Here is a 23,255-nt window from a genome sequence, read left to right as displayed (position 1 = left end):
ATAAGGAAACAGGGTGCGGATGACATCATGGCGCAGGAAACCTCTTTCCATAAATGACGCCGGATATATGACAGCGAACCGTATCAAATCAGTATTTGCATAACACTGGGCGTCCATATATGACTCATGACAAAACCAGCATCAATCCAAAAACGGTGGGACCCATAGAGTTTTTTGTGAGCTGATTTCACCGAGCTACTCACCTCTTCTGCAACACCTGCAACTTAAGAAATATGTCTGGAAAACCACTCGCATTCCTACGAGTGTCAATGTCTCCGCACACCTGTTGGATATACAGTTCAAAAACTGTACTCCCAACTTTCAATGGTTGCTCAGGCAGGGCAGCCTTCGGACTGGCCGGTATCCTTGTAGGCCGGCACTACGTAAAAATGGCACCTCACTGGCAGCCGAATCCCGCGCCGCAGGTTTAAGTTCTTCTACTCTCGCCAACGCGCTGAGCCGCCCGTGGGCAAAAGGGGAACTGCTAATAAGCAAAGCCATTGGCGTACCCGCCGAAACCATCTGGCCAAGCCGCTATTTTGATCCTCAAACGCACAAGCCTGTCGTTCGGCTAATGCGCACCCGTCATCCGAAATAAACGATCAGCGTCATCAGCCAGAAACTCAGTGCGGGTGACGCTGTGATTAGCTTGAATAATTCCAGACGAAATCCTGAAAACCCGCATATTTTGTGCCGTGCGGAGTTTGTATCTCAACCACCACTCATCATACCGTTCCAGAAATCATTCATAATCTGCTCAACAGTCATATCGCCCACATCAGTTTGCCGCACTATAGCGTCGGTCAAACGTTCTCTATCAAGACGCATCAACTCGGCTAAAGAAGTGTGCTCGCTAATTGCAACGATATCGCCGCCCAACAGCACTGCGCCCATACGCACAGGATTCCAGTCTAGTTTTTCACCTTCGATGGGGGATTCATATATACGCTCATCTTCAATAGCGCCATATTCACGAATAATCTTGTAGAGATCGGTCGCATCCTTCGCATTGCCATGCCCGCGATCGCGCCAGGCAAAAAGTTTTAATAATGCTAATCCCGGTAAGGAACAAAACGGCAGATTTTCCCCATTGCCCAGTTGCACTGTTACGGTGTGATTAAATACCTCAGCAAATCCGTCCACGGACATGATTACCTCACGCTCCGGCGGCCAGGCAATTTGACTCCCTTCAGCAACTCCGCCAAAAGGAATAATATCCAGCTCGATCCCTTCGGAAATCATACGATGAGCATTATCACGGACAGCATGTGCACCTTCAGCAATAAAGGCATTTTTAAGCACATCAAACCTCGGCCAGCCATCAACAAACACAGCGATATCAATATCGCGAGTTCGACGACCAATACTCCTGCCGTGAACATGGTGGAGTAAAATTTCACGCGCCGTTGCACCTGCAATAAAAAACGGGATCTCCTGGGCGGTACAAATTCGGTTAATCTGGCTTAGCAATGTTTCAGTAACTGAAAAGATCGGATTCGTTAAGGTGAAGGTATTTGTCATTGATTATCCTTGCTGCTTCTCTGTTTCTGTCGTCGCCGCTCACCAACAACTCTGCCACGCACAGCATCGCTTCTGCTTTGCGACTCAGTGCAAAGTGCTTCCAAAAACGGGAAATCAGTTGCAGTTTTCCGCCAGAAACAGGTTTTAGCCCCAGTTCTTTCCGCCTTTGTAAAAGATGATGAGGGGTAAAGATCACGCCTGTTTCCGGTATCAGATATCCACTGCTCAGCTGGGCGGCAGCAATTTCGCCCCCCCAGTATTCCTCGGACGCCAACGCTATCTCACCCCATGAAACAGGTGCAGACAAAGAAAGAGAATCCAGTTTTGGGCGCAGAGCAGTGGCATAATCTTTAAGCCACAGAACCTGTAATTCTTCTTCATTCATCAAACGCCGCCCCTGCTGCGATTTTCGGTAATAGCGCTGTGCTTCAAGATAATCGAAAGCCTTGCTAACCATCCCCAGGGAAATCCCCGCTTTCTCCGCCAGGCTGCGGTACGTATCGTTCAGGGTTTCTGGGCTGGATAACAGCACAAAAAGAAGTTTCATTACTCCTTCCGCAAAACGACTACTGGCAACAACGGGTTTCTTTTCATAGCGCCCTTCTCTGAGCAGATATAATCCTGGAACCTGGATATGGGCGTTGCCCGCCGTATCGATGAAATTAATCTGGCTCTCGGCACAATATTCCGCCAACGTAGATGTCAGTCGGTTGCACACGAGTAATGCAGGGACATTTCCAGGAAAGCGAGCCATTTGTTCACGGGCAGCTATCAGCGATTCTTTACGATGGATCTGCTTTATTTCCAGGGCAAATGTCATCGTTTCACCGCTCGGCCCCGTTAACTTGCCCCAACCGTCATGTACGCCATTGTTGCTATACTCATATTGCAACTCGAAGCCTTTTGGCAGGTTCTCTAAAACCCCGGACAAAAGCTGTTCTTCTTTCATTTGTTCACACCTTTCCACAGTTCATGATTCATGAACAGAATTAGTTTATGAACAAATCAAAAGGGAAGCAACGTAGATTCTCAAAAATGGCAAAAGCAACACCTCACCAAAACTATTCCTGCGGTATTGGCAAAGTTTTTCTCATTCAGGATGGTCTACTCTTATCGGGTCAATAAGGCGAAATCATAATGGAAAGGGATCAATGACTGATTCATCACTCCTGCCGCTGTCTTTCCCGATGCCGGAAATCCCAGGCGTTACCGTAACGCATGGTGGGTTAAATTACCTGCAACCAGAATTGCTGCTGGATTTTATTAGTGTCTGCGCACAACCGCTGGTTTCCGTCACGCCGATTGCCGTGCTCTACGCCAATATCGGCGTGCTGCAACGCATTGAGTTACGAAAAATCCCTGTCCCCATCAAAGGACGCGTTGTTTATCCTGTCAGTTCCCAGGCACTTCCCAGCCTGCGCGCAAGGCTCATCATTAATGGGCCGTTCAAGAAACTGAAATTCCAGGGCACCCTGATTGCGGCAACTGCGGAACCCTCAGTGCAAAATATGACGCTCATCGGTCTGGCGCTCGAGTTTTCCGCCCTGCAATCCTAATGTCGGTCACTCATCCCAAAACGGTAGCTTTCTGCGCGGCCTGAGCGCGTGTTTTGAAAGGGCTTTTGCTATCGCGGCACCGATTTGCGCACAAACGGTTAGCCCCTGAACGAAAGGCTGGTCGTGCATCAAATACGGCAATGCGCCAAACCCGATACGCCCACGGGCGCAGGCGGGTTCCAGCAAGGTGTAATCGTCGCCAACATCCGGAATATCATCACCATTAGCGGCAAGTTGCTGGCGTAAAGTGGGGAACGGCAGGTCTTTTGTCTTCAGCGCTTTTTGCCCGCGAGCATCAATAAACACATCGAACTCATATCTGTCGCCTTGTGCGGCAATCACGGTCTGGTGCTCTTTGACATCGAGTTCATAATCTTGCCCAAGTGTGAGAATGCTGATGATCCCCGCCTCACGTAAGGCCAGTAATCGGCGAATCGATTGCGAAGGAATGGCGGCATAATTATCGATAAACACGCGAGCAAGCCCGGCGTCGAACCGCTTGCTGTCCTGTTCGTTAAGATGGGGCACAATCTCCTGCACCGCTTCATGTAAACGCAGAATGGCGTAACGCCAGAGCACGGTTCGTTTATCGCGTTTGTTGCGTTCGACTTCCTGCAGATTGGCTTCGGCCCAACTAAACGGGTTATTTTTTTTCCGGTCGGAAAACCAGGTGTTGGCGAAGCTGTCGGCATCCAGAGTATTGAGGGATATGCGCTCGCTCCAGGTCGAGTCAGCCCGTTCGATTTCCTCCATCATCAGGCCGAAAACCCTGTCGAGCAGGCCGTCTGAACCGGCCGCAATTTCGTTGTTAATAGCCTGTTCGCTGGCAACCAATAAAGGTTCATACGGGATCGGGCAGTAGAAATCCGCTTCTGGCAGGATGCCAGAGCGCGACATCAGCACAATGTTAAGCGCGGTACTTTGTTCATCAAGAATGAACCGGCAGTGCTCGTCATCATCTTCAATAAATTCGCCATGCTGGATAACCACCGCCATTGCGGCGTCCAGGCCACTTAAAGATGTCCCCATAATGCCAACCTTGCCCGCCGGAATATGCGCCTCCATCAGCCCCGACCACGGGCTAGGAAAGTAGCTGTGTGTCGCGGCATCTTCGTCTGGCCAGACATGCCCCGTTGCGATAACGGCAAGATCAAACAAATGGGGCACCGCCTCCCCTTGCGCCCATAACCTGACGCCGTCTGCCGTAGCTTGCAGGTCAGTAACCAGGCAAGACTCATGCACTTCAACGTTAAAACCTTGTTTTTTTGCCTGCGCCACCAGTTCCAAAAACTGGTCACGAAAATACTCGCCAAGAAGAATGCGCGGCAGGAATTGACGGACATGAAGCGAAGCATGTTCGACACCATAGCGCGCCAGATGCGCTTCACTTTGGTGGCGCAGCCAGTCGATATAGGTCGAAAAAATGGGCGGAATTTCGATGCTGGCAATATTCGCCAACATCATGCGCGAGTTTTCTTCATCGCTGTAAGGCATACCGACACCCGCTTCAGGGGCTTGCTCATAGACAGAAACGGCTACAGGTGTCTTATTCTTCAGCAGGGAGAAAAAAGTATAAATCCCCGTTGGCCCCGCGCCGATAATCGCCACTTTTCTCATTAATACTCACACTTTTGCTCACCCAATCCATCGTTTAAGATTAGGTTCACGCAACGGTTTCTGGCAACTTATTGGCTATTAGTCCCTACGCCTATCTGCCCTGTTACACCCACACACAAAAACGTGCGCTGAGCGATTTTCTACTGCTCCGTCTTTGGGTTACAATAAATTTCACTGTACAAATAAACAGGTTAATTATTATGACTCTGGCTTTGAATGGTACAAAGATTGGCCGCAATCAGTTCACTGGCGCGAAAATTGAGAACAGCACTTTTTTTAACTGCGACTTTTCAGGCACTGACCTGACCGGTACCGAGTTTGTCGGCTGCCAGTTTTATGACCGTGAAAGCCAGCAAGGCGGTAATTTTAACCGGGCAATACTGAAAGACGCAGCCTTCAAAAGCTGTGATTTATCGATGGCAGATTTCAGAAATGCCAGCGCCCTGGGTATCGAAATCCGCGACTGTCGGGCGCAAGGCGCAGACTTTCGTGGCGCAAGCTTCATGAATATGATCACCACCCGCAGCTGGTTTTGCAGTGCTTACATCACCAAAACCAACCTGAGCTACGCCAACTTTAGCAAGGTGGTGCTCGAGAAGTGCGAGCTGTGGGAAAACCGCTGGAATGGTGCTCAAATTCTGGGGGCGACCTTTAGTGGCTCTGACCTTTCCGGCGGTGAATTCTCTTCCTTCGACTGGCGATCAGCCAACTTTACCCATTGTGACCTGACCAATTCAGAACTGGGTAATCTGGACGTTCGCGGCACCGATTTACAAGGGGTCAAACTGGATAATTATCAGGTGATCCAAATAATGGAGCGCCTGGGGATCACGATTATCGGTTAGCCTGGTGAGGGTGAAAGGGGCTGGATACACCATCCCCTCACATCCCCAATTACGTCGGTGAACCCGGCAGGCTAAAACCGCTGTTCGCTTGTAATCCCATATGGCAATACATCGCGCAGGCCGCACTTAATATCGACATCGCAATGGCTGCGCCACTGCCTTCGCCGAGGCGCAAATCCAGATACAGATAAGGCTTCAGGTTAAGGTGTTCTAATGCACGTTGTGCGCCCTTCTCTGCCGAGAAATGTGAAGGGATACAATAGCTTTTGACTTCAGGCGCTAGCTGGCACGCCGCAATCGCCGCCGCATACGAGAGAAAACCATCCAGCACCACCGGCAGGCCACACGCCCCCGCCCCGAGAATGACTCCCGCCATCCCCACCAGGTCATATCCACCCACTTTTGCCAGCACATCCAGCGCATCGTTGCCGTTGGGTTGGTTAACATGGATAGCTTTTCTGACAATCGACTCTTTATGCTGCAACTGATCGAGTGGCAGATTGGCACCAATCCCCACCACATCGTGCGGATCACAATCGCTAAATACGCTGATCATCGCCGAAGCGGGCGTGGTGTTGGCAATCCCCAGTTCACCGACGCCAAAAATAGACACCCCTTCCTCCGCACGTTTTTTTACCAGCTGAGCGCTTGCCAGCAGCAGTTGTTCCGCGTCCTGGCGCGACATGGCTGGCCCCTGCGCAATATTGCCGCATCCGCGTGCCAGCTTAAGGCTCACCATATTGGCGATCGGTTCGCAATCAATGCCGATGTCCACCGGCAAAACAGAGGTTTGGCTGTTTTTTGCCAGTACGCACACGCCGGTCAGCCCTTTCTGCATATTCAACGCCTGAATATAAGTGACCTCTTTCGGGGTCACAGCGACTCCTTCATCAAACACACCATGATCGGCGCACATCACAATAATTTCTTTTTGCAGGTTATCCAGATGGCTTATCCCACGCATACCCGCCAGTTGGGTTGCCATCACTTCCAGCCGCCCGAGGCTTTTTGCTGGCTTGGCTAAACTTTCAATATAGTCAGCCGCTTGCGCCATTTTTTGTTGATCAAGCGGCCTGATGCTTGCCACTAATTCCGTTAATGTTTGCACCGTTATTATCCTCAATTGTTTAACGCATCATTCAGGCCCACAGCAATGCCAGCAGAAATACCATTTCCCCCACTTCTTCCGAGGCTCCCAGCGTGTCGCCGGTTTGCCCGCCTAACTGGCGGCGGAAATAGGATGCGACGCCATAAACCACAACATAAGTCACCAGAATGGCGATAAGCCCGCGCGTTCCGGCGAATAGCCCGACAATCAGCGCCCCAATCAACAAGGTGATGGCGGCCTGATAACCGCTAATCTGGCCGATATAAATATTGCCCATCCCTTCACCGGCACGGGCGTAGCGCTGCTTATACATCGCCAGCACCATGGCTGCGCGGCCAGCCACTGGTGCACAGAGCAACAGCGTGAAAAGTTCTTTAGCGGGAAATTGCGATAACGAAATAACGGCGAATGTTTTGATGAGAATACAGAAAATCAGCGCCAGGCCACCGTGTGTCCCCAGGCGGCTGTCGCGCATAATTTCCAGCATACGCTCGCGCTTACGGGCAGAAAAAATGCCGTCACAGGTGTCCGCCAGCCCGTCGAGGTGAAAACCGCCAGTCAGAAAAGCGAGTGCCAAAACGTAGACCAGCGCACCGACATAAATGCCGCCACCGCTCTGGCTGGCAACCACCGCGACGAATGCGGCAAGCCCGCCAACAACGCAGCCAACGACGGGAAAATAGCGCACGCCCTGGCCGTAGTGCCGGAACTCTACCCCGTCAGCCCACTTCTCTGGTACTGGAATGCGGGTAATAAATCGCATGGTCGCAGCCAACATATTCAGCGACATTTGATTTTTACCCCAATCCCCGCCACCACCAGCCACACCTCATCTGCCGCCTGCGCCAGCTTCTGATTAACCCTGCCAGAGATGTCGACAAAATGGCGAGCCAGGCGGTTTTGCGGCGTGATGCTCATCCCCAGTTCGTTAGTCACAATGTAGATTGGCGCGGGCGACTGCTGGCATGCGGCGATCAGGTCGTCAATCTGGCGCAGCAGAATCACCTCCAGAGCCGCAAAATCCAGGCTCTCCGGTTCAGCGCCTGCACTCTCTTCATAAAGCAGGTTTGCCAGCATAGTAGTGATGCACTCCAGCATCACGCCTTCGCCTGGTTGCAGATGGTGGCGAATCACCTCGCCCAAATCGCGGAACCCTTCCCAGGTCCGCCAGTGTTGTGGCCGTTGCGCCTGGTGCTGAGCCACGCGTGATGCCATCTCGTCATCGGTGACCAGCGAAGTGGCGATATACAAAACATGGTCACAATCCTCAGCGGCCAGCCGTTCCGTATGCGAGCTTTTGCCGCTGCGGGCACCTCCAGTGACCAGAATCATGCCGTTGCCTCCTGGTGCTCACGCATCACTTGATAGACTTTTTCGATATCAATGTTTTGCCGCATGGCCGCTGCCAGAATGTCAAACTGTTGGGATTTATAACTCGCGTAATCGATTGTGCTGGTCAGCGCCGCTAAGCCTTTACGCGCCCGTAGCCCATTCACCACCGCGCGCGTGAAGGTGTTACTGTCAAACAGCCCATGCAGATAAGTGCCAAACACCAGCCCGTCATCGCTGACTGCACCGTCGGCAATCGATTCGCCGTTTTTTTGCAGTAACAATGCCGGACGGCAGTCCGATGTTAATTGCGTTTCCCCCATGTGGATCTCATAGCCGCGTAGCGCAATCCCCGAAGCCTGCGCCAGCCAGCCAGGCAACGACGCGGCAGTTTCTGCCGCCACCAGAGTGGTGGTTTTACTACTGGCAAATTGGGTCACGGTATTGAGCAAGCCCAGCCCTGGTAAGGTGCCAAGCCCGGATTCCACCTCGTCAATAATGGTGTCGCCGAGCATCTGGTAACCGCCGCAAATGCCGATGATCGGCACGCGGCAGCGATGTAGCTCCAGCACCTTCTGCGCCAGGGCGTGTTCGCGCATCCAGCTCAAATCGCCGAGGGTATTTTTGCTGCCCGGCAAGATAACCAGATCCACCCCGTCCAGTTCTTCTGGATGGCGGACATAGCGCACGCGGACATCCGGTTGCGCCGCCAGCGCATTGAAATCAGTAAAGTTGGAAATGTGTGGTAAGTGCAGCACCGCAATCTCGATATCGCGCTTTTCGGTGTGCAAATATTTACCGCGCTGCAGCGCCACACCGTCTTCATCTTCCAGGTCGACATCCAGCCACGGCATCACGCCCAACACCGGGACGCCGGTTAACGACTCAATCTGTTCAATCCCGGAGTGGAGCAACGCCACGTCACCACGGAATTTATTAATGATGACGCCTTTTACTCGCCAGCGTTCATGCTCCTGCAATAACGCCAGCGTGCCATAAATAGAGGCGAAAACGCCGCCACGGTCGATGTCTGCCACCAGGATAACCGGGCATCCGGCCATTTCTGCCATTCCCATATTGACGATGTCGCGGTCGCGCAGATTGATTTCCGCCGGGCTTCCCGCCCCCTCCAGCACCAGCACGTCATACTCTTGCGCCAGGCTGTTATACGCCGCCGTCACCTGTTCCCGCAGGCGCGGTTTGTACTCGTGGTAACTGACGGCGTCCATATTGCAAGCCACCTGCCCCATCAGCACCACCTGCGCTTTGCTATCGCTGGTGGGCTTGAGCAATACCGGGTTCATGCGCACGTCCGGCACCACGCCCGCCGCTTCGGCCTGGAAAATTTGCGCCCGCCCCATCTCTTTACCTTCCGGCGTGATGCCGGAATTCAGCGCCATGTTCTGCGATTTAAACGGCGCGGTTCGCCAGCCATCCTGATGGAAAATACGGCAAAGCCCCGCAGCCAGAACACTTTTCCCGACATCCGATGCCGTTCCCTGCAACATGATTGCCTGCTTCATGACGCCTCCTGAAGATATGTCGCCCGCATACGGGCAAAGAAATCCGCTTCATTTTTACAAAGCGGTAAACCCAGCTCGAGGTGCATTTTGACCAGCCAGGGCTGCGTCAATCCCGCTTGCTCAATGCAGGCCTGACGAGAAAAGACGTCTTCCGGCGTCCCTTGCGCCAAAACTTCGCCGTGGTTGAGCACATACACCGCGTCGCTCACTTCGTAAATCAAGTCGATGTCGTGGCTGGAGATCACCACATGGTTGCCCTGAGCGACGATGCGGCGAATAATTTCAATCATCTGCGTGCGCCCCGAAGGGTCCAGCCCTGCCGTCGGTTCATCGAGTAACAGATATTTAGCCTGGAGAACTAATGCGCCCGCAATGGCAACGCGCTTTTTCTGCCCGTGACTCAGGCACTGAATCGGCTGGTGACGAAAAGCGTGCGCGTCGACCAGCGTCAATGCTTCTTCGACCCGCCGCGCAATCTCTGCTTCTTCCACCCCGATATTGCGCAGCGCAAACGCAATGTCGCTGTCGATATCGGTATAGAAAATCTGCTGCTCCGGATCCTGAAAAACCGTGGTGACTTGCTGACGCAGCGCCAGCAGCCCTCGTTTGCTGTAATCCAGCGGCTTGCCCTGCCACAGCACCGCCCCTTTTTGCGGCTTCAGAATGCCACTGAGGTTCATAAACAATGTCGATTTTCCGCAGCCATTTGCCCCCACCAGCCCGGTAACCGAATGGCGAGAAAAATCCAGCGAAACACCTTTAAGTACCGGTTCGTCCTGGTAACGAAACCAGAGAGATTCTGTGGCTAGCATGGCTGTCCTTAGAGGTGAAAATCACCCTGATACAATTTGATATCCAGCACCGTCACCATTTGCTGATAGCGCATCATCACGCGGGTAAATAGCATTCCGACCAGCATCGCAAACGATCGATACCCCAGCGGCAAACTGCGATAACCAAAGCGCAGCGTCTGCGCACGGTGGATAGCCAGCGCCTCCTCCAGCAAGATAAAAATAAAGCGCCAGGTCAGCAGGATCTGTTCGGTCATTAACCGCGGCACCCGCGCACGTTGCAGCAGCACAATCAGCTGCGGGAAAGGCAGATTGAGGACCAGCCAGAAGGTCGATGCCAGCGCCGCCAGGCTGCGCCAGACAGTCGCATTCGCCATCAGCAATCCGTCATGGCTGATGCCAATCCAGACGCTGCCAACCGGCACACTCCACAACAGCTCCGTCGATTCGCGGCTGATGCTAAACAGGATTGTCACCACCCCCACCAGCAAAAAACCAAACGGCAGTGCCATCCATCGGCACCAGCGCCACAGCGAAATACGCAGTAACCAGCAGGTGAACGCCGCGACCAGCACCAGCAAACAAACCTGGCCGAACGGCGGCAGGGCAAACGCCAGCACCATCATCGCCAGCCACAACCAGAATTTGCGCACCGGTGAAACGTGGTACCAGCGGCTTTGGTAGCTGAGTCTGTCAAGCCCGGTCAGTTGCACGTTGTCTGCCTTTCCAGTAACCGAAGATGTAGAAAATCACCGCCGCGCCAAAAGAGCCCTGCAAGGTAAACAGCAAGCTTTCTATTTCACCGCTTGCCGGTTCATACAGCGGCTGGAACCACGGTTGGTAATCCGGAGCAATAATCTGGATCTGGCTTTCCGCTTCACCGTCGGAACCGCCATATTCACCGTTGTGGTCAATGAAGAACGGCAATATCACCAGTGCAATCACCATCGCGAGCAAAACTATCGTCTTTTTCATCGTTAATGCTCCTGTGCCGTGATCAAATTACGTTTCGTGATTTGGTCATAGATCAATACCGTCAGCAGCCCTTCCGCTATGGCGATCGGGATCTGCGTCAGGCAGAAGATACTCATGAACTTGAGCGTCGATCCGCCCATGCCCGCCTGCGAGTCGGGAAACGCAACGCCCAATTGCACCGAGGTCACAAAGTAAGTGGTGAGATCCGCCAGCATGGCGCATAAAAACACCCCGACATCTCGACGTAACCCTGCGCGGCAAGCCAGCTTCCACACCAGATAACCGACAATCGGCCCCGCCACCGCCATCGATATGCCGTTAGCGCCAAGCGTGGTCAAACCGCCGTGAGCCAGCAGCAGTGACTGGAACAGCAACACCACCGCGCCGAGGATTGCCACCACACCGGGCCCGAACAAAATCACCGCTAGCCCAACGCCGGTAGGATGCGAGCAGCTTCCGGTTACCGACGGAATTTTCAGCGCCGAGAGCACGAAAACAAATGCGCCGCACAGCGCCAACAACACTTTCTGGTTGCTGTCTTCCGCAACAATCTGGCGCAGACGCACCAGGCCATACCACAGGCACGGTAGAAACAGCAGCCACCAGGCCAGCGCCCACATCGGTGGTAAAAAACCTTCCATAATGTGCATGGCAAACGCATCTTGCGGCACGATGAGCAACAGCATTCCCATGCCGAAGCCGCTTAGTGAGAGTTTTTTCAGTAACGATTCCATGATTTCCCCTTCAGCATTGTTGTCGGATGACGCAGCGCTTATCCGACCTACGTCTACGTCATTGGTTTGATTTTGTCGGGGGGATAAGCCGCAGGCGTCATCCACCGATTCAGCTAATTACGCCACTGCTTGTTCACCAAAATGGTCGAAAAATACGGCAACTCCTGGTCATCCGGCACCTCTCGCAGGTTTCGCCAGCATTGCTCGTTCGGCAGTGTCGCTTCGGCCATCATCAACGCGTTATCCAGCAAATTCGCTTCCTGCAACAGGCACTTAATTCGCGCAAAACGGCCATACACCTTCATTAAGACCAGGCTGTCATGCCGCTCCAGCGCCTGGCGAATCTCGTCCTCCGGCGAGGTACAAGAAATCACCGCCAGTGATTGCGACTCCATCGCCAGCGGCGTTCCAGAGCGTGAAGCAATCGCCGCAAAAGAGGTCACGCCTGGGATAATTTCCAGCCAGTCAGGATGCGGCAACCGCTTGAGTAAAAAGACCCAGGTGCTGAACAACATGGCATCGCCGAGGGTAATAAAGCCGACGCGTTTTCCCGCCTCAACTTCGCGGTACAGTTCGGCGGCAACCGCATCCCATACCGCTTCTTTTTCGGCACTGTCCGCGCTCATCGGGAAATGGCGGCAACAGACTTGCGTATGCTCACCGAGATATTCGCGCACGATAGAAAGCGCCAGGCTATCGCCACCTTTACGTCCGGCGGGGGTGTACAGCACGTCCAGCGTGGCAAGTACCCGCGATGCGCGCACCGTAATTAAGTCGCTCGCCCCAGGGCCGGTGCTAATTGCGTAGAGTTTTCCGCTCATGCTGCCTCCTCCATTGAACCTTTAATCGCCTGCTGTAAATGTGCGACGAACATCGCGCGCACCGCCGGGTTTTCACCCAGCCCCTGCAACCACGGTGTCGCGGGAATCCCCGCAGCGCAGAACTGTGATTTCCACGAATCGTCTTCATCAGACGCCATATCGTTGATGGCGTGGTCACCTGCCACCAGCATGAGCGGCATCAGATGAACGGCGCGCACGCCTTCGGCCAGCATGTTGTCAATCAGTTGCCCGACTTCCGGATAACTTTCCACCGCGCCAACCCGTGCGAGCATCTGCTGTGCCTTCATCATGTGATCGAGACATGCGTAAGCGGCGAAAGCGTGATGGCTGGCACCGTGGCCCATAAACACCACTTCTTCCCGTTCGCCCAGCGCAGGCATTTGCAGGCGTAAAGCCGCCATCAGTTGCGAATAATCAGCGAAGCTATTGAGTAACGGTGCGCCAATCACCAGGCGCGCAAACAATGGCCGCATCACCTGCACTTCATGGACGATCTTTTCGTACTCATCGCCGTTGATAATGTGCAATGACTGAATAGCCACATCCTGATAACCCAGCTCTGCCAGCTTGCGCAGCGCCTGCAACGGCGTATCGATATGAATGCCATCACGCTGTTTTAACTTGCGGATGATCATCCCTGAGGTGTAGGCACGGAACAGGCAGCGATCAGGGCAACTGGCAGCCAGGTCGCGTTCACACGCCACAATATTTTTCTCACCGGTGTCGTGATGGCTGGTGCCAAAACTCACCACCAGAAGCGCTTTTTTCATGGTTTAATCCTTTTGTTTCAGCCAGGCGTCACAACGTGTAACCACGCGGGGTGATCATCAGCCCTTGCTCGATATAGGTTGCGTGGTTGCCGACAATCACCAGACTGGTCATGTCCACTGGTTCAAAATCCATCTCGCCGAGTGTGGTGAGCCATTTCTGTTGTTTTTTGCGCCCGGCTGACTTCACCACGCCTACTGGCGTCTGGGCGCTTTTGCTACCGGAAAGCAGTTCAAAAGCCCGAGCCAGATGCCCTTCGCGGCCACGGCTGCGCGGGTTATAGAAGCAGATGACAAAATCGGCTTCGCCCGCGGCGATGATGCGTTTTTCAATCACCGCCCACGGTGTCAGCAGATCACTGAGGCTGATGTGGCAAAAATCGTGCATCAACGGCGCGCCAAGCAAAGATGCGGCGGCGATGCTCGCTGTCATGCCGGGAATCAACCGCACTTCCACATCCAGTTTCTGTTTGCTGACCAGCTCAAGCACCAGCCCAGCCATGCCGTAAATACCGGCATCGCCGCTGCTAATCAGCGCCACGTTGCGCCCGCTTTGCGCCAGCTCAATCGCCGCCTGACAGCGTTCAATTTCCTTGCACATCCCTGTTTTGATCACTTGCTTGTCGCCGGTGAACGCCTTCACCAGATGAGTGTAAGTTTTATAACCCACCACGATTTCAGCAGCCTGCAACGCCTCTACGGCTTCGAGGGTCATCATGGCCTGCGAGCCAGGGCCAATCCCAATTACGGTTAACATCAGTGTGAAACTCCCAGTGTGATTAACTCAGGCTTTGCGGTATTCATGGCTGAAATCCGCGGCATACAGGCGTGAATAGTGAAACTCTTCGCCGAGGAATGCGCCGACCAGAATCAGCGCGGTTTTGCGGATCCCCGCGTCACGGACTTTGTCGCCAATATCCGCGAGGGTGCCGCGTACGGTCATGCTTTCCGGCCAGGTCGCTTTATAGATAACCGCCACTGGCGTCGAAGCCGGATAGCCGCCTTCAATCAGCCGTTCGGCGACGCGGTGGATGCGTTGCACGGAGAGGTAAATCGCCATTGATGTCTGGTGGCTGGCGAACAGTTCAATCTGCTCGAGCGGCGGCACAGGCGTGCGCCCTTCCAGGCGCGTGATAATCAGGCTTTGCGAAACCTCAGGCACCGTGTATTCAACACCCAGCTCCGCCGCAGCCCCCAGGAAAGCACTGACACCCGGCACCACTTGCCACGGGATACCGCGACGGGCGAGGACTTCGCCTTGTTCGCGCACTGAGCCATAGAGCGACACATCGCCGGTTTGCAGGCGCACCACCGTTTTACCGGCCTTAATCCCTTCTTCCATCAGGTCGATAATTTGCGTCAGATGCAGTTGCGCACTGTCGTGGCACTGCGCCTCTTTCGGGCAATAGTCCAGCAGCTCAGTGTTGATAAGCGAACCGGCGTAAATCACCACCTGCGCCTCTTGCAGCAAGCGGTAGCCTTTGAGCGTAATCAGTTCGCGGTCACCTGGCCCGGCACCCACAAACCAAACGCTGCGGGGATCAAAAGTCTTAGCCATGATTCTTTTCCTTCTGGCAGGAAATCATAAAAGTGGGGTTATTGGGTTTGAAGTAATGCCCGCATCCCAGTGCGGTTAACTCGGAAATCTGTAGTTGCAGGCAATCAAAATCGTGCATGCCGCGGGAGGAAAGATGATCCAGTGCGGTGGTGAGGTTCTCCTGAAGGATAAACGTCAGCACCAGCCGCCCTTGCGGGTTGAGCTGCTCCAGCGCCCAGTCAATTAACTCCGTCAAGTTGCCGCCACTGCCGCCGATGAAAATCGCCTCGGCTTTTTCCCCCAGCATCACCGGAGCTTCACCGGCGATAATCTCGATATTGCAGCAATCAAAATGGCGACGGTTTTCCGCCAGCAGCGTCAGTGCATCGGGGTTTCGTTCAATGGCCGTCACCCGCAGTTCAGGGTGGCTGAGCGCTGCTTCAATCGAGACACTGCCCGTGCCTGCACCAACATCAATAAAATGGCGGGCCTGATGCAACGCAAGCCTGGCGAGCGCCACGGTGCGCACCACTTCCTTGGTCATCGGGACTTTTGCCCCGCGTAAAAACAGTTCATCTTTCATTGAGGATCACCAGGACATTCATGTCGTACTGTGCAGTGACATCACAGGCGCGTAGCCAGTGGATGCGTTCGTTTTCCATTGCCAGGTTTTCACCGATAACCAGCCTGCGTTGCCCGGCGCCTCTGGCGACCAGCTCAGCGGCGATTTCTCGCGGGCCACACAATTTATCGGTCACCATCGCCACTTTGGGCTGGCGGACCAGGACTTCGAAATCGACCGTTCTGCCGTGGCTGCTGGTTAACCAGATGTCATTCATATCGATGCCGGTTTTCGCGCAAAGATATTGCGCCGCGCTGATCCCCGGGATCACCTTCAGGCGATCGACTCCAAAGTGCGCAACCATTCGCGTACCAATGCCATAAAACAGCGGATCGCCAGATGCCAGCACCACCACGCGGCGCGCGGTCTGGCATTCAATCCAGCTCAGTAAAGCGGCGATGTCGGCATCAAGTTGGCGCGTTTCACCGCAAAAATCGGGGAACTGCGCCAGATGGCGTTTCCCGCCAATCAGAATTTCAGCTTCGGCAACCGCCTGGCGGGCAGCGGGCGTCATCAGTTGCACGCCCGCAGGCCCCATTCCAACCACCGTCAGCATTGCAAATCCTCCGCTATCTCCTGCAACGGGCGGTTACTACCCAACAGTTGGTTATCAAAAGAAAACATCACGGCATCGCAAACGGGAGGCTGGCTGGTAAAACGCAGCGTCTGGGCAACCCGCAGACAAATACGTTCGGCAAGATGGTGATAGATGCGCTGGAAACCCCAGGCGTCAATGTGCTCTTGCGCCGCTTCGGTGGTGTCGCATTCGCTGACGGCAGCCAGCAATTCGTAAGGCGCGTGGAGCAATGCCAGATGGGCGACCAGTATTTCCATGCGCGCGTCGGCAATATGGCTGTGGGTATGGAATATTCCGGCGGCGACCTTAATCAGCTTCCCCGGATGCCCGACCAGCACGATCTGACGGAAGCCCAGGCGCACCGCTTCCGAAATCATGTAACCAACAAAGTTGCTCATGGTGACGATGGACTGGCTGTCCACGCCAAGCTGTTCGCGTACGAAACGTTCGCCATGATTGCCAGGCACCATCACGATGCGCTCCAGACCCGCTGCGCGTTTCAGCTCCAGTTCCAGCGCCAGAGAACGCTTCCAGCTCTCTTCCGACATCGGCGTCACAATGCCTGTGGTGCCAATAATCGAGATACCGCCGATGACGCCAAGGCGCGAGTTATAGGTTTTTTGCGCCCGTAGCTCCCCTTCAGGGGCGAAGATTTCCACCTGCGCACCACGCGACGGGCCAATCACTTCACGTACCGCAGATTCAATGGTCTGGCGTGGCGTGCGGTTGATCGCGGCACTGCCGACGGGCAAGCCAATGCCTTTGCGGGTGACTTTGCCTACCCCTTCGCCGCCATGAAGGGTTATCTCGCCGGAATCGTTCAGCGCGACTCTGGCAAAAATCAACATGCCGTGGGTGGCGTCAATATCATCACCGCCGTCTTTACGGATAGCGGCGATCGCTTGCTGCCCTTCGATTTGTGGCGATTCAACATTCAGGCACAGCGTCACGCCGGAAGGCGTGGTAATAGAAACCTGATGAATCAGGTGCTGGCGTAATACCATCAGCGCCGCGACTTTTGCCGCCGCCGTTGCGCAGGAGCCGGTGGTATAGCCTTTGCGTAACGCTTTTCCGTTATGCCACACCGGTGCCTCGAAGGATTCGCTCATCACGCCTCCCGCAGGTGATACAGCACGGCGTTGACGATGGCGGCGGCGACATTACTACCGCCCTTACGCCCGCGTGCAGCAATGGCCGGAAGGTCGCTGGCAATCAGCGCATCTTTCGACTCTTCGGCGCCGACGAACCCGACAGGAACGCCAACCACAGCACGCACCGGAGTCGCCTTTTCCAGCAAGCGGAACAGTGCGGTTGGCGCGTTACCAAAGACAAAGATCTTTTCGCCTTCTTCTTGCATCGCCAGATCAACCGCCGCCATAGAGCGCGTGATCGCCAGTTCTTTCGCCTGGTGGACAACGTGGGGATGGCTGATATAGCAACGGCACTCGCCACCGAAACTGGCTAACAGCGTTTTATTGATCCCGGAAAGCGCCATCGTGGTGTCAGTGTAAATCGTGCAGCCGCTGCGCAACGCGGCGCACAAGTTGTCCAGCGCATGTTCGGAAAACCATAAAATATCCAACCAGTCGAAATCGGCGGTGGTATGGATAACCCGTTTAATCACCGCCTCGTGCAGCTCGCTGGCAAAACGGTATTCTGGCCGGGTTTCCCGGACAATCTCGTCGATAATGACGAAGCTTTTGGCTTCAATCGCTTGTGGTTGTTGTATGTAATTCATCATATTGCCCTCAGACCGCTCCAGACCAGATAACCCGCGCCAGCGCAAACAACAGCAGCGCCAGCGTGGAAGCCACCCACATCAATTGAATCGTTGCTGAAATATCGCCAACGGCTATCTCGCGGGAAGCCTCTCCGAGCCAGGGTTTGTCCATCCGTTGCCCGAAGTATTCATTTGGCCCGCCGAGACGAATACCTAACGCCCCTGCCACCGTAGCCTCCGACCAACCGCAGTTGGGGCTGCTGTGGTTGTAGCGATCGCGCCAGCCAATACGCAGCGCGTCGATGGCATTGTTGCGGCACATCCACGCGGCAGCGCTCAGCAATAACCAACTGATACGCGCCGGAATGAAGTTGGCGAGGTCGTCCATTCGCGCACTAACCATGCCGATTGCACGGTATTTTGGGTGTTTGTAGCCGACCATCGAATCCAGCGTGTTGACGGCTTTGTAGGCCATCGCCAGTGGCGCGCCGCCGAGCAGTAAAAAGAACAGTGGTGCTATCACGCCGTCCACGGTGTTCTCCGCAACGGTTTCCACTACCGCGCGATTGATTTGCGGCATTTGCAATTGGGAAGTGTCGCGCCCGACAATCCAGGCGAGTTTTTTGCGGCTTTCCTCGAGATTGCCCTCACTTAACGGCAGCTCCACGTCACGCGCGGCGTCATCGAGGCTGCGGGCAGCAAGCACCGTGAAAATCATCCACACTTCGACAATCCAGCCCAACCAGGGGTGAATGGCATTGGCAAAATGCAGCAGCCCCCACGCTACGCCGAAGGTGGTGCCAACCACGCAGAGCCACATCAAACCACCGCCGATGGACAAGGCCGCTTCGCTACGGCAGTAACGCCGGACGATACGTTGTGCCAACGCGGTCAGTGCGCCAATCCAGCGCACCGGATGCGGCCAGTGGTGAGGGTCGCCCAGCAGACGATCCAGAATCCACGCCACCGCCCAGGCCAGGAGTGTCATTTCGCTCTCCTGGCTGCACTTATCCAGCGATTAAGCAGCGTGGGACGCTGGGCAAAATGAATATGCAGATAGCTGGCGAAGGTATTTCCCACCTGCCAGCCACCCGACCACGCCTGCAAAACTGCGCCGTCGCGGGTTTTGCTGCACGCCATCACCGCAGGGATTTGCGGCGTAAATTCAGAATAATGAAACTCGTGACCACGCAGCGTTTCGCCTGTGTCAGCCAGCAAGGTGGGCGCCAGCGCCCGGCTTTCGCAGTAGCCAAAGCGGGTTAATTTTTTGCCCATCACGCTATGGCCGGGAATAGCGCCGACCATCGGATAAGTCGCGCCGTGGCTGTCTTGTAGCGAACTGCCGAGGTACATCAAGCCGCCGCATTCGCCATAAATCGCCGCGCCTCGTTGGTGGGCTGCGAGGATTTGAGCGCGCATGGTGTGGTTCGCGGACAGCTTTTCGGCGTAGAGTTCCGGATAGCCACCGCCGAGCCAAATCATCTGGCATTCCGGTAACTGGCTGTCATGCAGCGGGCTGAAGCGCACGATGCGCACGCCAGCACGCTCAAGAAGAGAAATGTTATCGGGGTAATAGAAGTTGAACGCCTCGTCATCGGCCAGCGCCAGCGTTAACCCTGCTCCGCTGCCGGCGACTGGCAGTTCAGGCCACGCCCCTGAAGGGAGCGCATCACAGACGCTGAGTGCCAGCAACTGGTCGATATCCAGCGTTTTTTCAAGCTGGCTGGCGAAGTCTGCCCAGGGTTGTGAATTGACGACCGACTCGCGTGCGGTGACCAGCCCCAAATGCCTTTCCGGTAACGAAACCCCTTCAACACGGGGAACGTAGCCCAACACCGGCACGCCGCAGTAGCGTTCAATAGCGCTTTTCAACAACTGATAATGGCTTTCGCTATTCACGCGGTTGACGATCACGCCCGCCAGCTTTAATGCGGGGTCAAAATGTTGAAACCCCATGACCGTCGCGGCAATCGACGTCGAAACAGCTTTCCCATCGACCAGCAGAATCACCGGGCAGTTCAGTTGCTTCGCCATCCCTGCGGTGCTGCAATAATCAGGACTGATGCCGTAGCCATCAAACAGCCCCATCACGCCTTCAATCACCGCCACATCCGCATGCTGCATACGTTCGGCAAACAGCGCATTTAACGTGGCAACCGGCAGCATAAAACGGTCAAGGTTCAGGGAGGCAGTCCCGGTCACGGCGCTATGCCAGCCAGTATCAAGATAGTCAGGGCCAACTTTGCAGGGTTGTACGCGCAATCCGCGCTGTGTGAGGAGGCTAAGCAAACCCAGCGTAACCGTGGTTTTGCCACATCCGCTGGAAGTGCCTGCAACAATGAATGTCCTTTTCCTGGCTGCCATACCCCAATCCTGTTCTGGGCGGTACGGGTGCCAGGATGTGCGTTGACCCAGTCTTGCGACTCGACGCTTCTGAGCAACCCACTTCCCACCGAAGTTGTTGTTTTTAGCTAACAGACTGGTCTTCTGGCTTAGCGTCACTCTCACCCGTCCTTCCCAATCTTGCGATCAGTGGTATCACGGGTTCGTCAGCATCACAGCAGCGGGGGCTGCGGGGGATTTAAACCCCCTTCCCAACCACACAATGTGGTGTATCTATTAGCATTGCAGTTAACCGCGTATGCCGTAAATTCACTGTTGCGCATACGTGGAAACATAATTTAAGAATTCTGTTGAATATCGCCAAATAAAAACTCGACACAGGTTATAGCGCCTAAGCAATTAAATTATTGCGCTACGACAATTTATCAGACCAATTAAATTTGCTTACTTTGACACGCACCACAATTAATTACCTTTTCGTAAAGCAATAACAAAACCTCACTTTTAAATGAAATAACCCCTTACACCAAATAGACAAATAAGTTCATGAAAATAAATCATATTAATATGAAAATAAATCAAAGCCATATTATTAGCGCGCAGATATAACATCTTTATTCTTTTTACCGCCATGGCTGATTAAGCTATATTGTGGAAAATCAATAAATCCTATAAAGCGCCATGTCACTATCGCGCAGATATAATTGAGTGAAAAAGGTGGTCAATGTGGCAGTAGCTCAGTGTCCTGCATCCTGTGGCGAGCTTATCCAGGGGTGGATTGTTGGCGGCGAAAAGCTGGTGTCGTGTCCGGTGGACTGGTACAGCACCGTTGAAGTCACCACTGGCGCTCCGCTAGCAAGCGAACTTCCTCTGTCGCGCGCAATGGTGAAACAGCTGCTGGCGCACTGGCAATATCCCGCAGAGTTGAGCCGTGAAATACGCATTGAGCGCCACTCGACGATTCCGCTCGCCAAGGGAATGGCCAGTAGCACCGCAGATATCGCCGCCACGGCGCTCGCTACCGCGAGTTATTTAGGCCGTGAACTCAGTGAACAGACACTAGCGGCGCAGTGTGTTGCACTCGAACCCACCGACAGCACTATTTTTCGCAGCCTGACGTTGTTTGACCATAACAAAGGTGCGACGCGCATCGCCTGTGACTCGCAACCGGCGCTGGATCTGCTGGTGCTTGAAAGCCCACTGACTTTGCGGACCGCAGATTATCACCGCATGGAAAGAAACACGTTGCTGCAACGGCATGCCCCTGAACTGGAAACAGCCTGGGGGAAAATTCAGCAAGCGTGCGCGCAGAACAACCCACGTTTGATGGGTGAAGCCGCCACGCTTAGCGCCGTGGCGAGCCAGAATATTTTGCCTAAACCGGAATTTAACGCCTTGTTATCACTGGTTGAAGAGTGCGATCTCTACGGTATTAATGTCGCGCACAGCGGCAGCGTGGTGGGGTTGTTGTTAGACCGCAACAAGCATGATGTAGAGCGGGTGATGGGGCTATTGACGGAAAAACGCTTAACTCCACACTGGCCGGTGCATCACTTGTTGAAGATGGTCGAAGGCGGCGCGGCCTTGCTGTGATCATGGTTAATGGTGTCGGATGACGCTGCGCTTATCCGACCTTGTATCTTGAACCGGTAGCTGGTTAGCTACCGGTTACATGAAACGGAGGAAGCTTGTATCCGACCTGAAGACCTCGATCTTCCGACGTAGCTTAAGCCCTCCGTTTCACCTTTCACGCCACTCAAAATCCGAACGGTAACCAGAAGCTCTGACTTCGCATGTACAAGGCTGGAATGGCGTGTTGGTTCACGTGGAAGGAGATGAAATATGGCTTTTCTCGGTGCTGATATCAGCAAAAATAAAATAGATGTCTGTCTGCTTGTTGCCGGTATTAAGGGTAAGAAAAAGCAGAAAGTCTTCACCAATGAACCCTGTGTGGCCCGCAAAATCATCGACTGGCTGGAGGCCCAAAAATGCGCCTCTGATAATATGACAGTCGTGATGGAAGCCACGGGTATCTACCATGAAAATCTGGCGTATGGGCTTCATGATGCGGGGATTTCTGTCTGCATGGCCAATCCATACCGTGTCCGTGAGTTTGCCTGCGGAATGGATATCCTCACGAAAAATGACACAGTGGACGCATTTGTGCTGGCCTGTTATGGCGAGCTGAAGCATCCCGATGCCTGGGTCCCACCGTCAGTTGAAGTCCGTAAACTCAGGGCGTTGTTGCGTCAGCGCGACGCGCTGAAAGAGGATGTGCAGAGGACGGCCAACCGGCTTGAAAAAGCGCATTCAACCTCGACACCACGGGAGGTCATAGCCTCACTGGAGCGGACACACGGCTGGCTGAGTGATGAACTGGAACGGATAGAAAAGCTCATTACTGACCACACAGATAACGACCCGGGACTGAAGGCCGATCTGGAGCTGCTGAAATCGATAAAATGTGTGAAGGAGCAGGTGGGACGGGAGATGCTGGCACTACTGAAAGACGGGACGTTCAAAAGTGCCTCGCAGGTGGCAGCGTATCTGGGAATAACACCGGTGGAGAGAGTGTCCGGCAGTTCGGTACGCGGGCGGGCACATATGTCAAAAACAGGCCCCTCAATAGTCAGAGCCAAACTGTATGTAGCAGCCCTGAGTGCAATCCGGTGGAATAAACCCGCGAAGGCGATATATGAAAGGCTGGTAGCGAAAGGTAAGGCGAAAAAAGCGGCCCTGGGTGCAGTGATGCGTAAGCTGGTACATATGTGCTTCGGCGTACTGAAAACCCGATTACCATGGGATGAAAATTATGCAGCTACCGCTTGACGTTCAAGACGGTAGCTAC

General features: G+C 54.3%; 27 protein-coding genes and 1 riboswitch. Of the genes, 6 read left to right on the top strand and 21 right to left on the bottom strand.

All coding sequences use genetic code 11. The features are described from left to right. Positions 1-231 precede the first annotated feature (231 nt). Both MES37_RS24960 and MES37_RS16320 read left to right on the top strand, forming a co-directional pair. Complete coding sequence (locus MES37_RS24960) at positions 232-372, top strand: ash family protein (RefSeq protein WP_443107423.1); 141 nt, start codon at positions 232-234, stop codon at positions 370-372. Then, complete coding sequence (locus MES37_RS16320; protein ID WP_237932020.1) at positions 329-598, top strand: helix-turn-helix domain-containing protein; 270 nt, start codon at positions 329-331, stop codon at positions 596-598. The genes MES37_RS24960 and MES37_RS16320 overlap by 44 nt, the downstream gene beginning before the upstream one ends. 113 nt (positions 599-711) lie before the next feature. Here MES37_RS16320 and MES37_RS16315 read toward each other — a convergent pair whose 3' ends face one another. Both MES37_RS16315 and MES37_RS16310 read right to left on the bottom strand, forming a co-directional pair. Beyond that, entirely contained in the window at positions 712-1,521 is an 810-nt protein-coding gene (locus MES37_RS16315) for a nucleotidyl transferase AbiEii/AbiGii toxin family protein (RefSeq protein WP_237932015.1), read from the bottom strand. Then, positions 1,475-2,470, bottom strand: a complete 996-nt coding sequence (locus MES37_RS16310) for a type IV toxin-antitoxin system AbiEi family antitoxin (protein WP_237932013.1) — start codon at positions 2,468-2,470, stop codon at positions 1,475-1,477. Before MES37_RS16310 ends, MES37_RS16315 begins: the two co-directional genes overlap by 47 nt. 202 nt (positions 2,471-2,672) lie before the next feature. Here MES37_RS16310 and MES37_RS16305 point away from each other — a divergent pair, with 202 nt between their 5' ends. Then, positions 2,673-3,077 (top strand): dTDP-glucose pyrophosphorylase, encoded by a 405-nt coding sequence (locus tag MES37_RS16305; protein ID WP_121815056.1) that lies wholly within the window; start codon positions 2,673-2,675, stop codon positions 3,075-3,077. 6 nt (positions 3,078-3,083) lie between these two features. Here the strand turns inward: MES37_RS16305 and MES37_RS16300 are convergent, their stop codons facing one another. Beyond that, a complete protein-coding gene (locus tag MES37_RS16300; protein ID WP_237932011.1) occupies positions 3,084-4,694 on the bottom strand; it encodes an FAD-NAD(P)-binding protein in 1,611 nt (536 codons plus the stop codon). A gap of 200 nt (positions 4,695-4,894) precedes the next feature. Here MES37_RS16300 and MES37_RS16295 point away from each other — a divergent pair, with 200 nt between their 5' ends. Beyond that, positions 4,895-5,539, top strand: a complete 645-nt coding sequence (locus tag MES37_RS16295) for a Qnr family pentapeptide repeat protein (protein ID WP_064544096.1) — start codon at positions 4,895-4,897, stop codon at positions 5,537-5,539. Positions 5,540-5,588: 49 nt separating this feature from the next. Here MES37_RS16295 and cobT read toward each other — a convergent pair whose 3' ends face one another. The 18 genes from cobT to MES37_RS16205 form a co-directional block, all read right to left on the bottom strand. Beyond that, positions 5,589-6,647 carry a nicotinate-nucleotide--dimethylbenzimidazole phosphoribosyltransferase gene (gene cobT, locus MES37_RS16290; protein WP_064544094.1) on the bottom strand — a complete coding sequence of 353 codons (1,059 nt, stop codon included), beginning with the start codon at positions 6,645-6,647 and terminating at the stop codon, positions 5,589-5,591. A 31-nt stretch (positions 6,648-6,678) separates the two neighbouring features. Continuing rightward, positions 6,679-7,437 (bottom strand): adenosylcobinamide-GDP ribazoletransferase, encoded by a 759-nt coding sequence (gene cobS, locus MES37_RS16285; RefSeq protein WP_064544092.1) that lies wholly within the window; start codon positions 7,435-7,437, stop codon positions 6,679-6,681. Next, positions 7,428-7,979, bottom strand: a complete 552-nt coding sequence (cobU, locus tag MES37_RS16280) for a bifunctional adenosylcobinamide kinase/adenosylcobinamide-phosphate guanylyltransferase (protein ID WP_064544089.1) — start codon at positions 7,977-7,979, stop codon at positions 7,428-7,430. Before cobU ends, cobS begins: the two co-directional genes overlap by 10 nt. Beyond that, positions 7,976-9,499, bottom strand: a complete 1,524-nt coding sequence (locus MES37_RS16275; RefSeq protein WP_064544087.1) for a cobyric acid synthase — start codon at positions 9,497-9,499, stop codon at positions 7,976-7,978. The genes cobU and MES37_RS16275 overlap by 4 nt, the downstream gene beginning before the upstream one ends. Beyond that, positions 9,496-10,311 carry an energy-coupling factor ABC transporter ATP-binding protein gene (locus MES37_RS16270; protein WP_064544085.1) on the bottom strand — a complete coding sequence of 272 codons (816 nt, stop codon included), beginning with the start codon at positions 10,309-10,311 and terminating at the stop codon, positions 9,496-9,498. Before MES37_RS16270 ends, MES37_RS16275 begins: the two co-directional genes overlap by 4 nt. Before the next feature lie 8 nt (positions 10,312-10,319). Further along, a complete protein-coding gene (locus tag MES37_RS16265) occupies positions 10,320-10,997 on the bottom strand; it encodes an energy-coupling factor ABC transporter transmembrane protein (RefSeq protein ID WP_237932018.1) in 678 nt (225 codons plus the stop codon). Then, positions 10,984-11,265, bottom strand: coding sequence for an energy-coupling factor ABC transporter substrate-binding protein (locus MES37_RS16260; RefSeq protein ID WP_064544084.1), 282 nt, complete (start codon positions 11,263-11,265; stop codon positions 10,984-10,986). Before MES37_RS16260 ends, MES37_RS16265 begins: the two co-directional genes overlap by 14 nt. 2 nt (positions 11,266-11,267) lie before the next feature. After that, positions 11,268-11,999 carry a cobalt ECF transporter S component CbiM gene (gene cbiM, locus MES37_RS16255; protein ID WP_064544082.1) on the bottom strand — a complete coding sequence of 244 codons (732 nt, stop codon included), beginning with the start codon at positions 11,997-11,999 and terminating at the stop codon, positions 11,268-11,270. 113 nt (positions 12,000-12,112) lie between these two features. Continuing rightward, positions 12,113-12,820: a cobalt-factor II C(20)-methyltransferase gene (locus MES37_RS16250; protein ID WP_064544079.1), complete on the bottom strand. Its 708-nt coding sequence runs from the start codon at positions 12,818-12,820 to the stop codon at positions 12,113-12,115. Then, positions 12,817-13,611: a sirohydrochlorin cobaltochelatase gene (gene cbiK, locus MES37_RS16245; protein WP_064544077.1), complete on the bottom strand. Its 795-nt coding sequence runs from the start codon at positions 13,609-13,611 to the stop codon at positions 12,817-12,819. The genes MES37_RS16250 and cbiK overlap by 4 nt, the downstream gene beginning before the upstream one ends. 28 nt (positions 13,612-13,639) lie before the next feature. Further along, complete coding sequence (locus MES37_RS16240; RefSeq protein ID WP_064544075.1) at positions 13,640-14,365, bottom strand: precorrin-3B C(17)-methyltransferase; 726 nt, start codon at positions 14,363-14,365, stop codon at positions 13,640-13,642. Positions 14,366-14,392: 27 nt separating this feature from the next. Continuing rightward, complete coding sequence (locus MES37_RS16235; RefSeq protein ID WP_064544073.1) at positions 14,393-15,166, bottom strand: cobalt-precorrin-4 methyltransferase; 774 nt, start codon at positions 15,164-15,166, stop codon at positions 14,393-14,395. Then, positions 15,159-15,728 carry a decarboxylating cobalt-precorrin-6B (C(15))-methyltransferase gene (locus tag MES37_RS16230; protein ID WP_121815046.1) on the bottom strand — a complete coding sequence of 190 codons (570 nt, stop codon included), beginning with the start codon at positions 15,726-15,728 and terminating at the stop codon, positions 15,159-15,161. The genes MES37_RS16235 and MES37_RS16230 overlap by 8 nt, the downstream gene beginning before the upstream one ends. Continuing rightward, positions 15,718-16,323 (bottom strand): precorrin-6y C5,15-methyltransferase (decarboxylating) subunit CbiE, encoded by a 606-nt coding sequence (gene cbiE, locus MES37_RS16225; RefSeq protein WP_133522898.1) that lies wholly within the window; start codon positions 16,321-16,323, stop codon positions 15,718-15,720. The genes MES37_RS16230 and cbiE overlap by 11 nt, the downstream gene beginning before the upstream one ends. Continuing rightward, positions 16,317-17,453 carry a cobalt-precorrin-5B (C(1))-methyltransferase CbiD gene (gene cbiD / locus MES37_RS16220; RefSeq protein ID WP_064544066.1) on the bottom strand — a complete coding sequence of 379 codons (1,137 nt, stop codon included), beginning with the start codon at positions 17,451-17,453 and terminating at the stop codon, positions 16,317-16,319. Before cbiD ends, cbiE begins: the two co-directional genes overlap by 7 nt. Further along, on the bottom strand, positions 17,453-18,082 hold the full coding sequence (locus MES37_RS16215) for a cobalt-precorrin-8 methylmutase (protein WP_064544105.1): 630 nt from the start codon (positions 18,080-18,082) through the stop codon (positions 17,453-17,455). The genes cbiD and MES37_RS16215 overlap by 1 nt, the downstream gene beginning before the upstream one ends. A gap of 10 nt (positions 18,083-18,092) precedes the next feature. Next, positions 18,093-19,052, bottom strand: coding sequence for an adenosylcobinamide-phosphate synthase CbiB (cbiB, locus tag MES37_RS16210; RefSeq protein WP_064544065.1), 960 nt, complete (start codon positions 19,050-19,052; stop codon positions 18,093-18,095). Continuing rightward, positions 19,049-20,428, bottom strand: a complete 1,380-nt coding sequence (locus MES37_RS16205; RefSeq protein ID WP_237932009.1) for a cobyrinate a,c-diamide synthase — start codon at positions 20,426-20,428, stop codon at positions 19,049-19,051. The genes cbiB and MES37_RS16205 overlap by 4 nt, the downstream gene beginning before the upstream one ends. A 96-nt stretch (positions 20,429-20,524) precedes the next feature. Beyond that, a riboswitch (cobalamin riboswitch) is annotated at positions 20,525-20,699 on the bottom strand. A 434-nt stretch (positions 20,700-21,133) separates the two neighbouring features. Between MES37_RS16205 and MES37_RS16200 the strand changes: the two genes are divergently transcribed. Continuing rightward, positions 21,134-22,000: a GHMP family kinase ATP-binding protein gene (locus MES37_RS16200; RefSeq protein WP_237932007.1), complete on the top strand. Its 867-nt coding sequence runs from the start codon at positions 21,134-21,136 to the stop codon at positions 21,998-22,000. 249 nt (positions 22,001-22,249) lie between these two features. Continuing rightward, positions 22,250-23,236 carry an IS110 family transposase gene (locus tag MES37_RS16195; protein WP_121815380.1) on the top strand — a complete coding sequence of 329 codons (987 nt, stop codon included), beginning with the start codon at positions 22,250-22,252 and terminating at the stop codon, positions 23,234-23,236. Positions 23,237-23,255: the final 19 nt, after the last annotated feature.

This window comes from Buttiauxella sp. S19-1, assembly GCF_022134725.1.
In the GTDB taxonomy this organism is placed as follows: domain Bacteria; phylum Pseudomonadota; class Gammaproteobacteria; order Enterobacterales; family Enterobacteriaceae; genus Buttiauxella; species Buttiauxella ferragutiae.
Note: the sequence above shows the minus strand (reverse complement) of the source record. Positions and strands in the feature narration are given on the sequence as shown.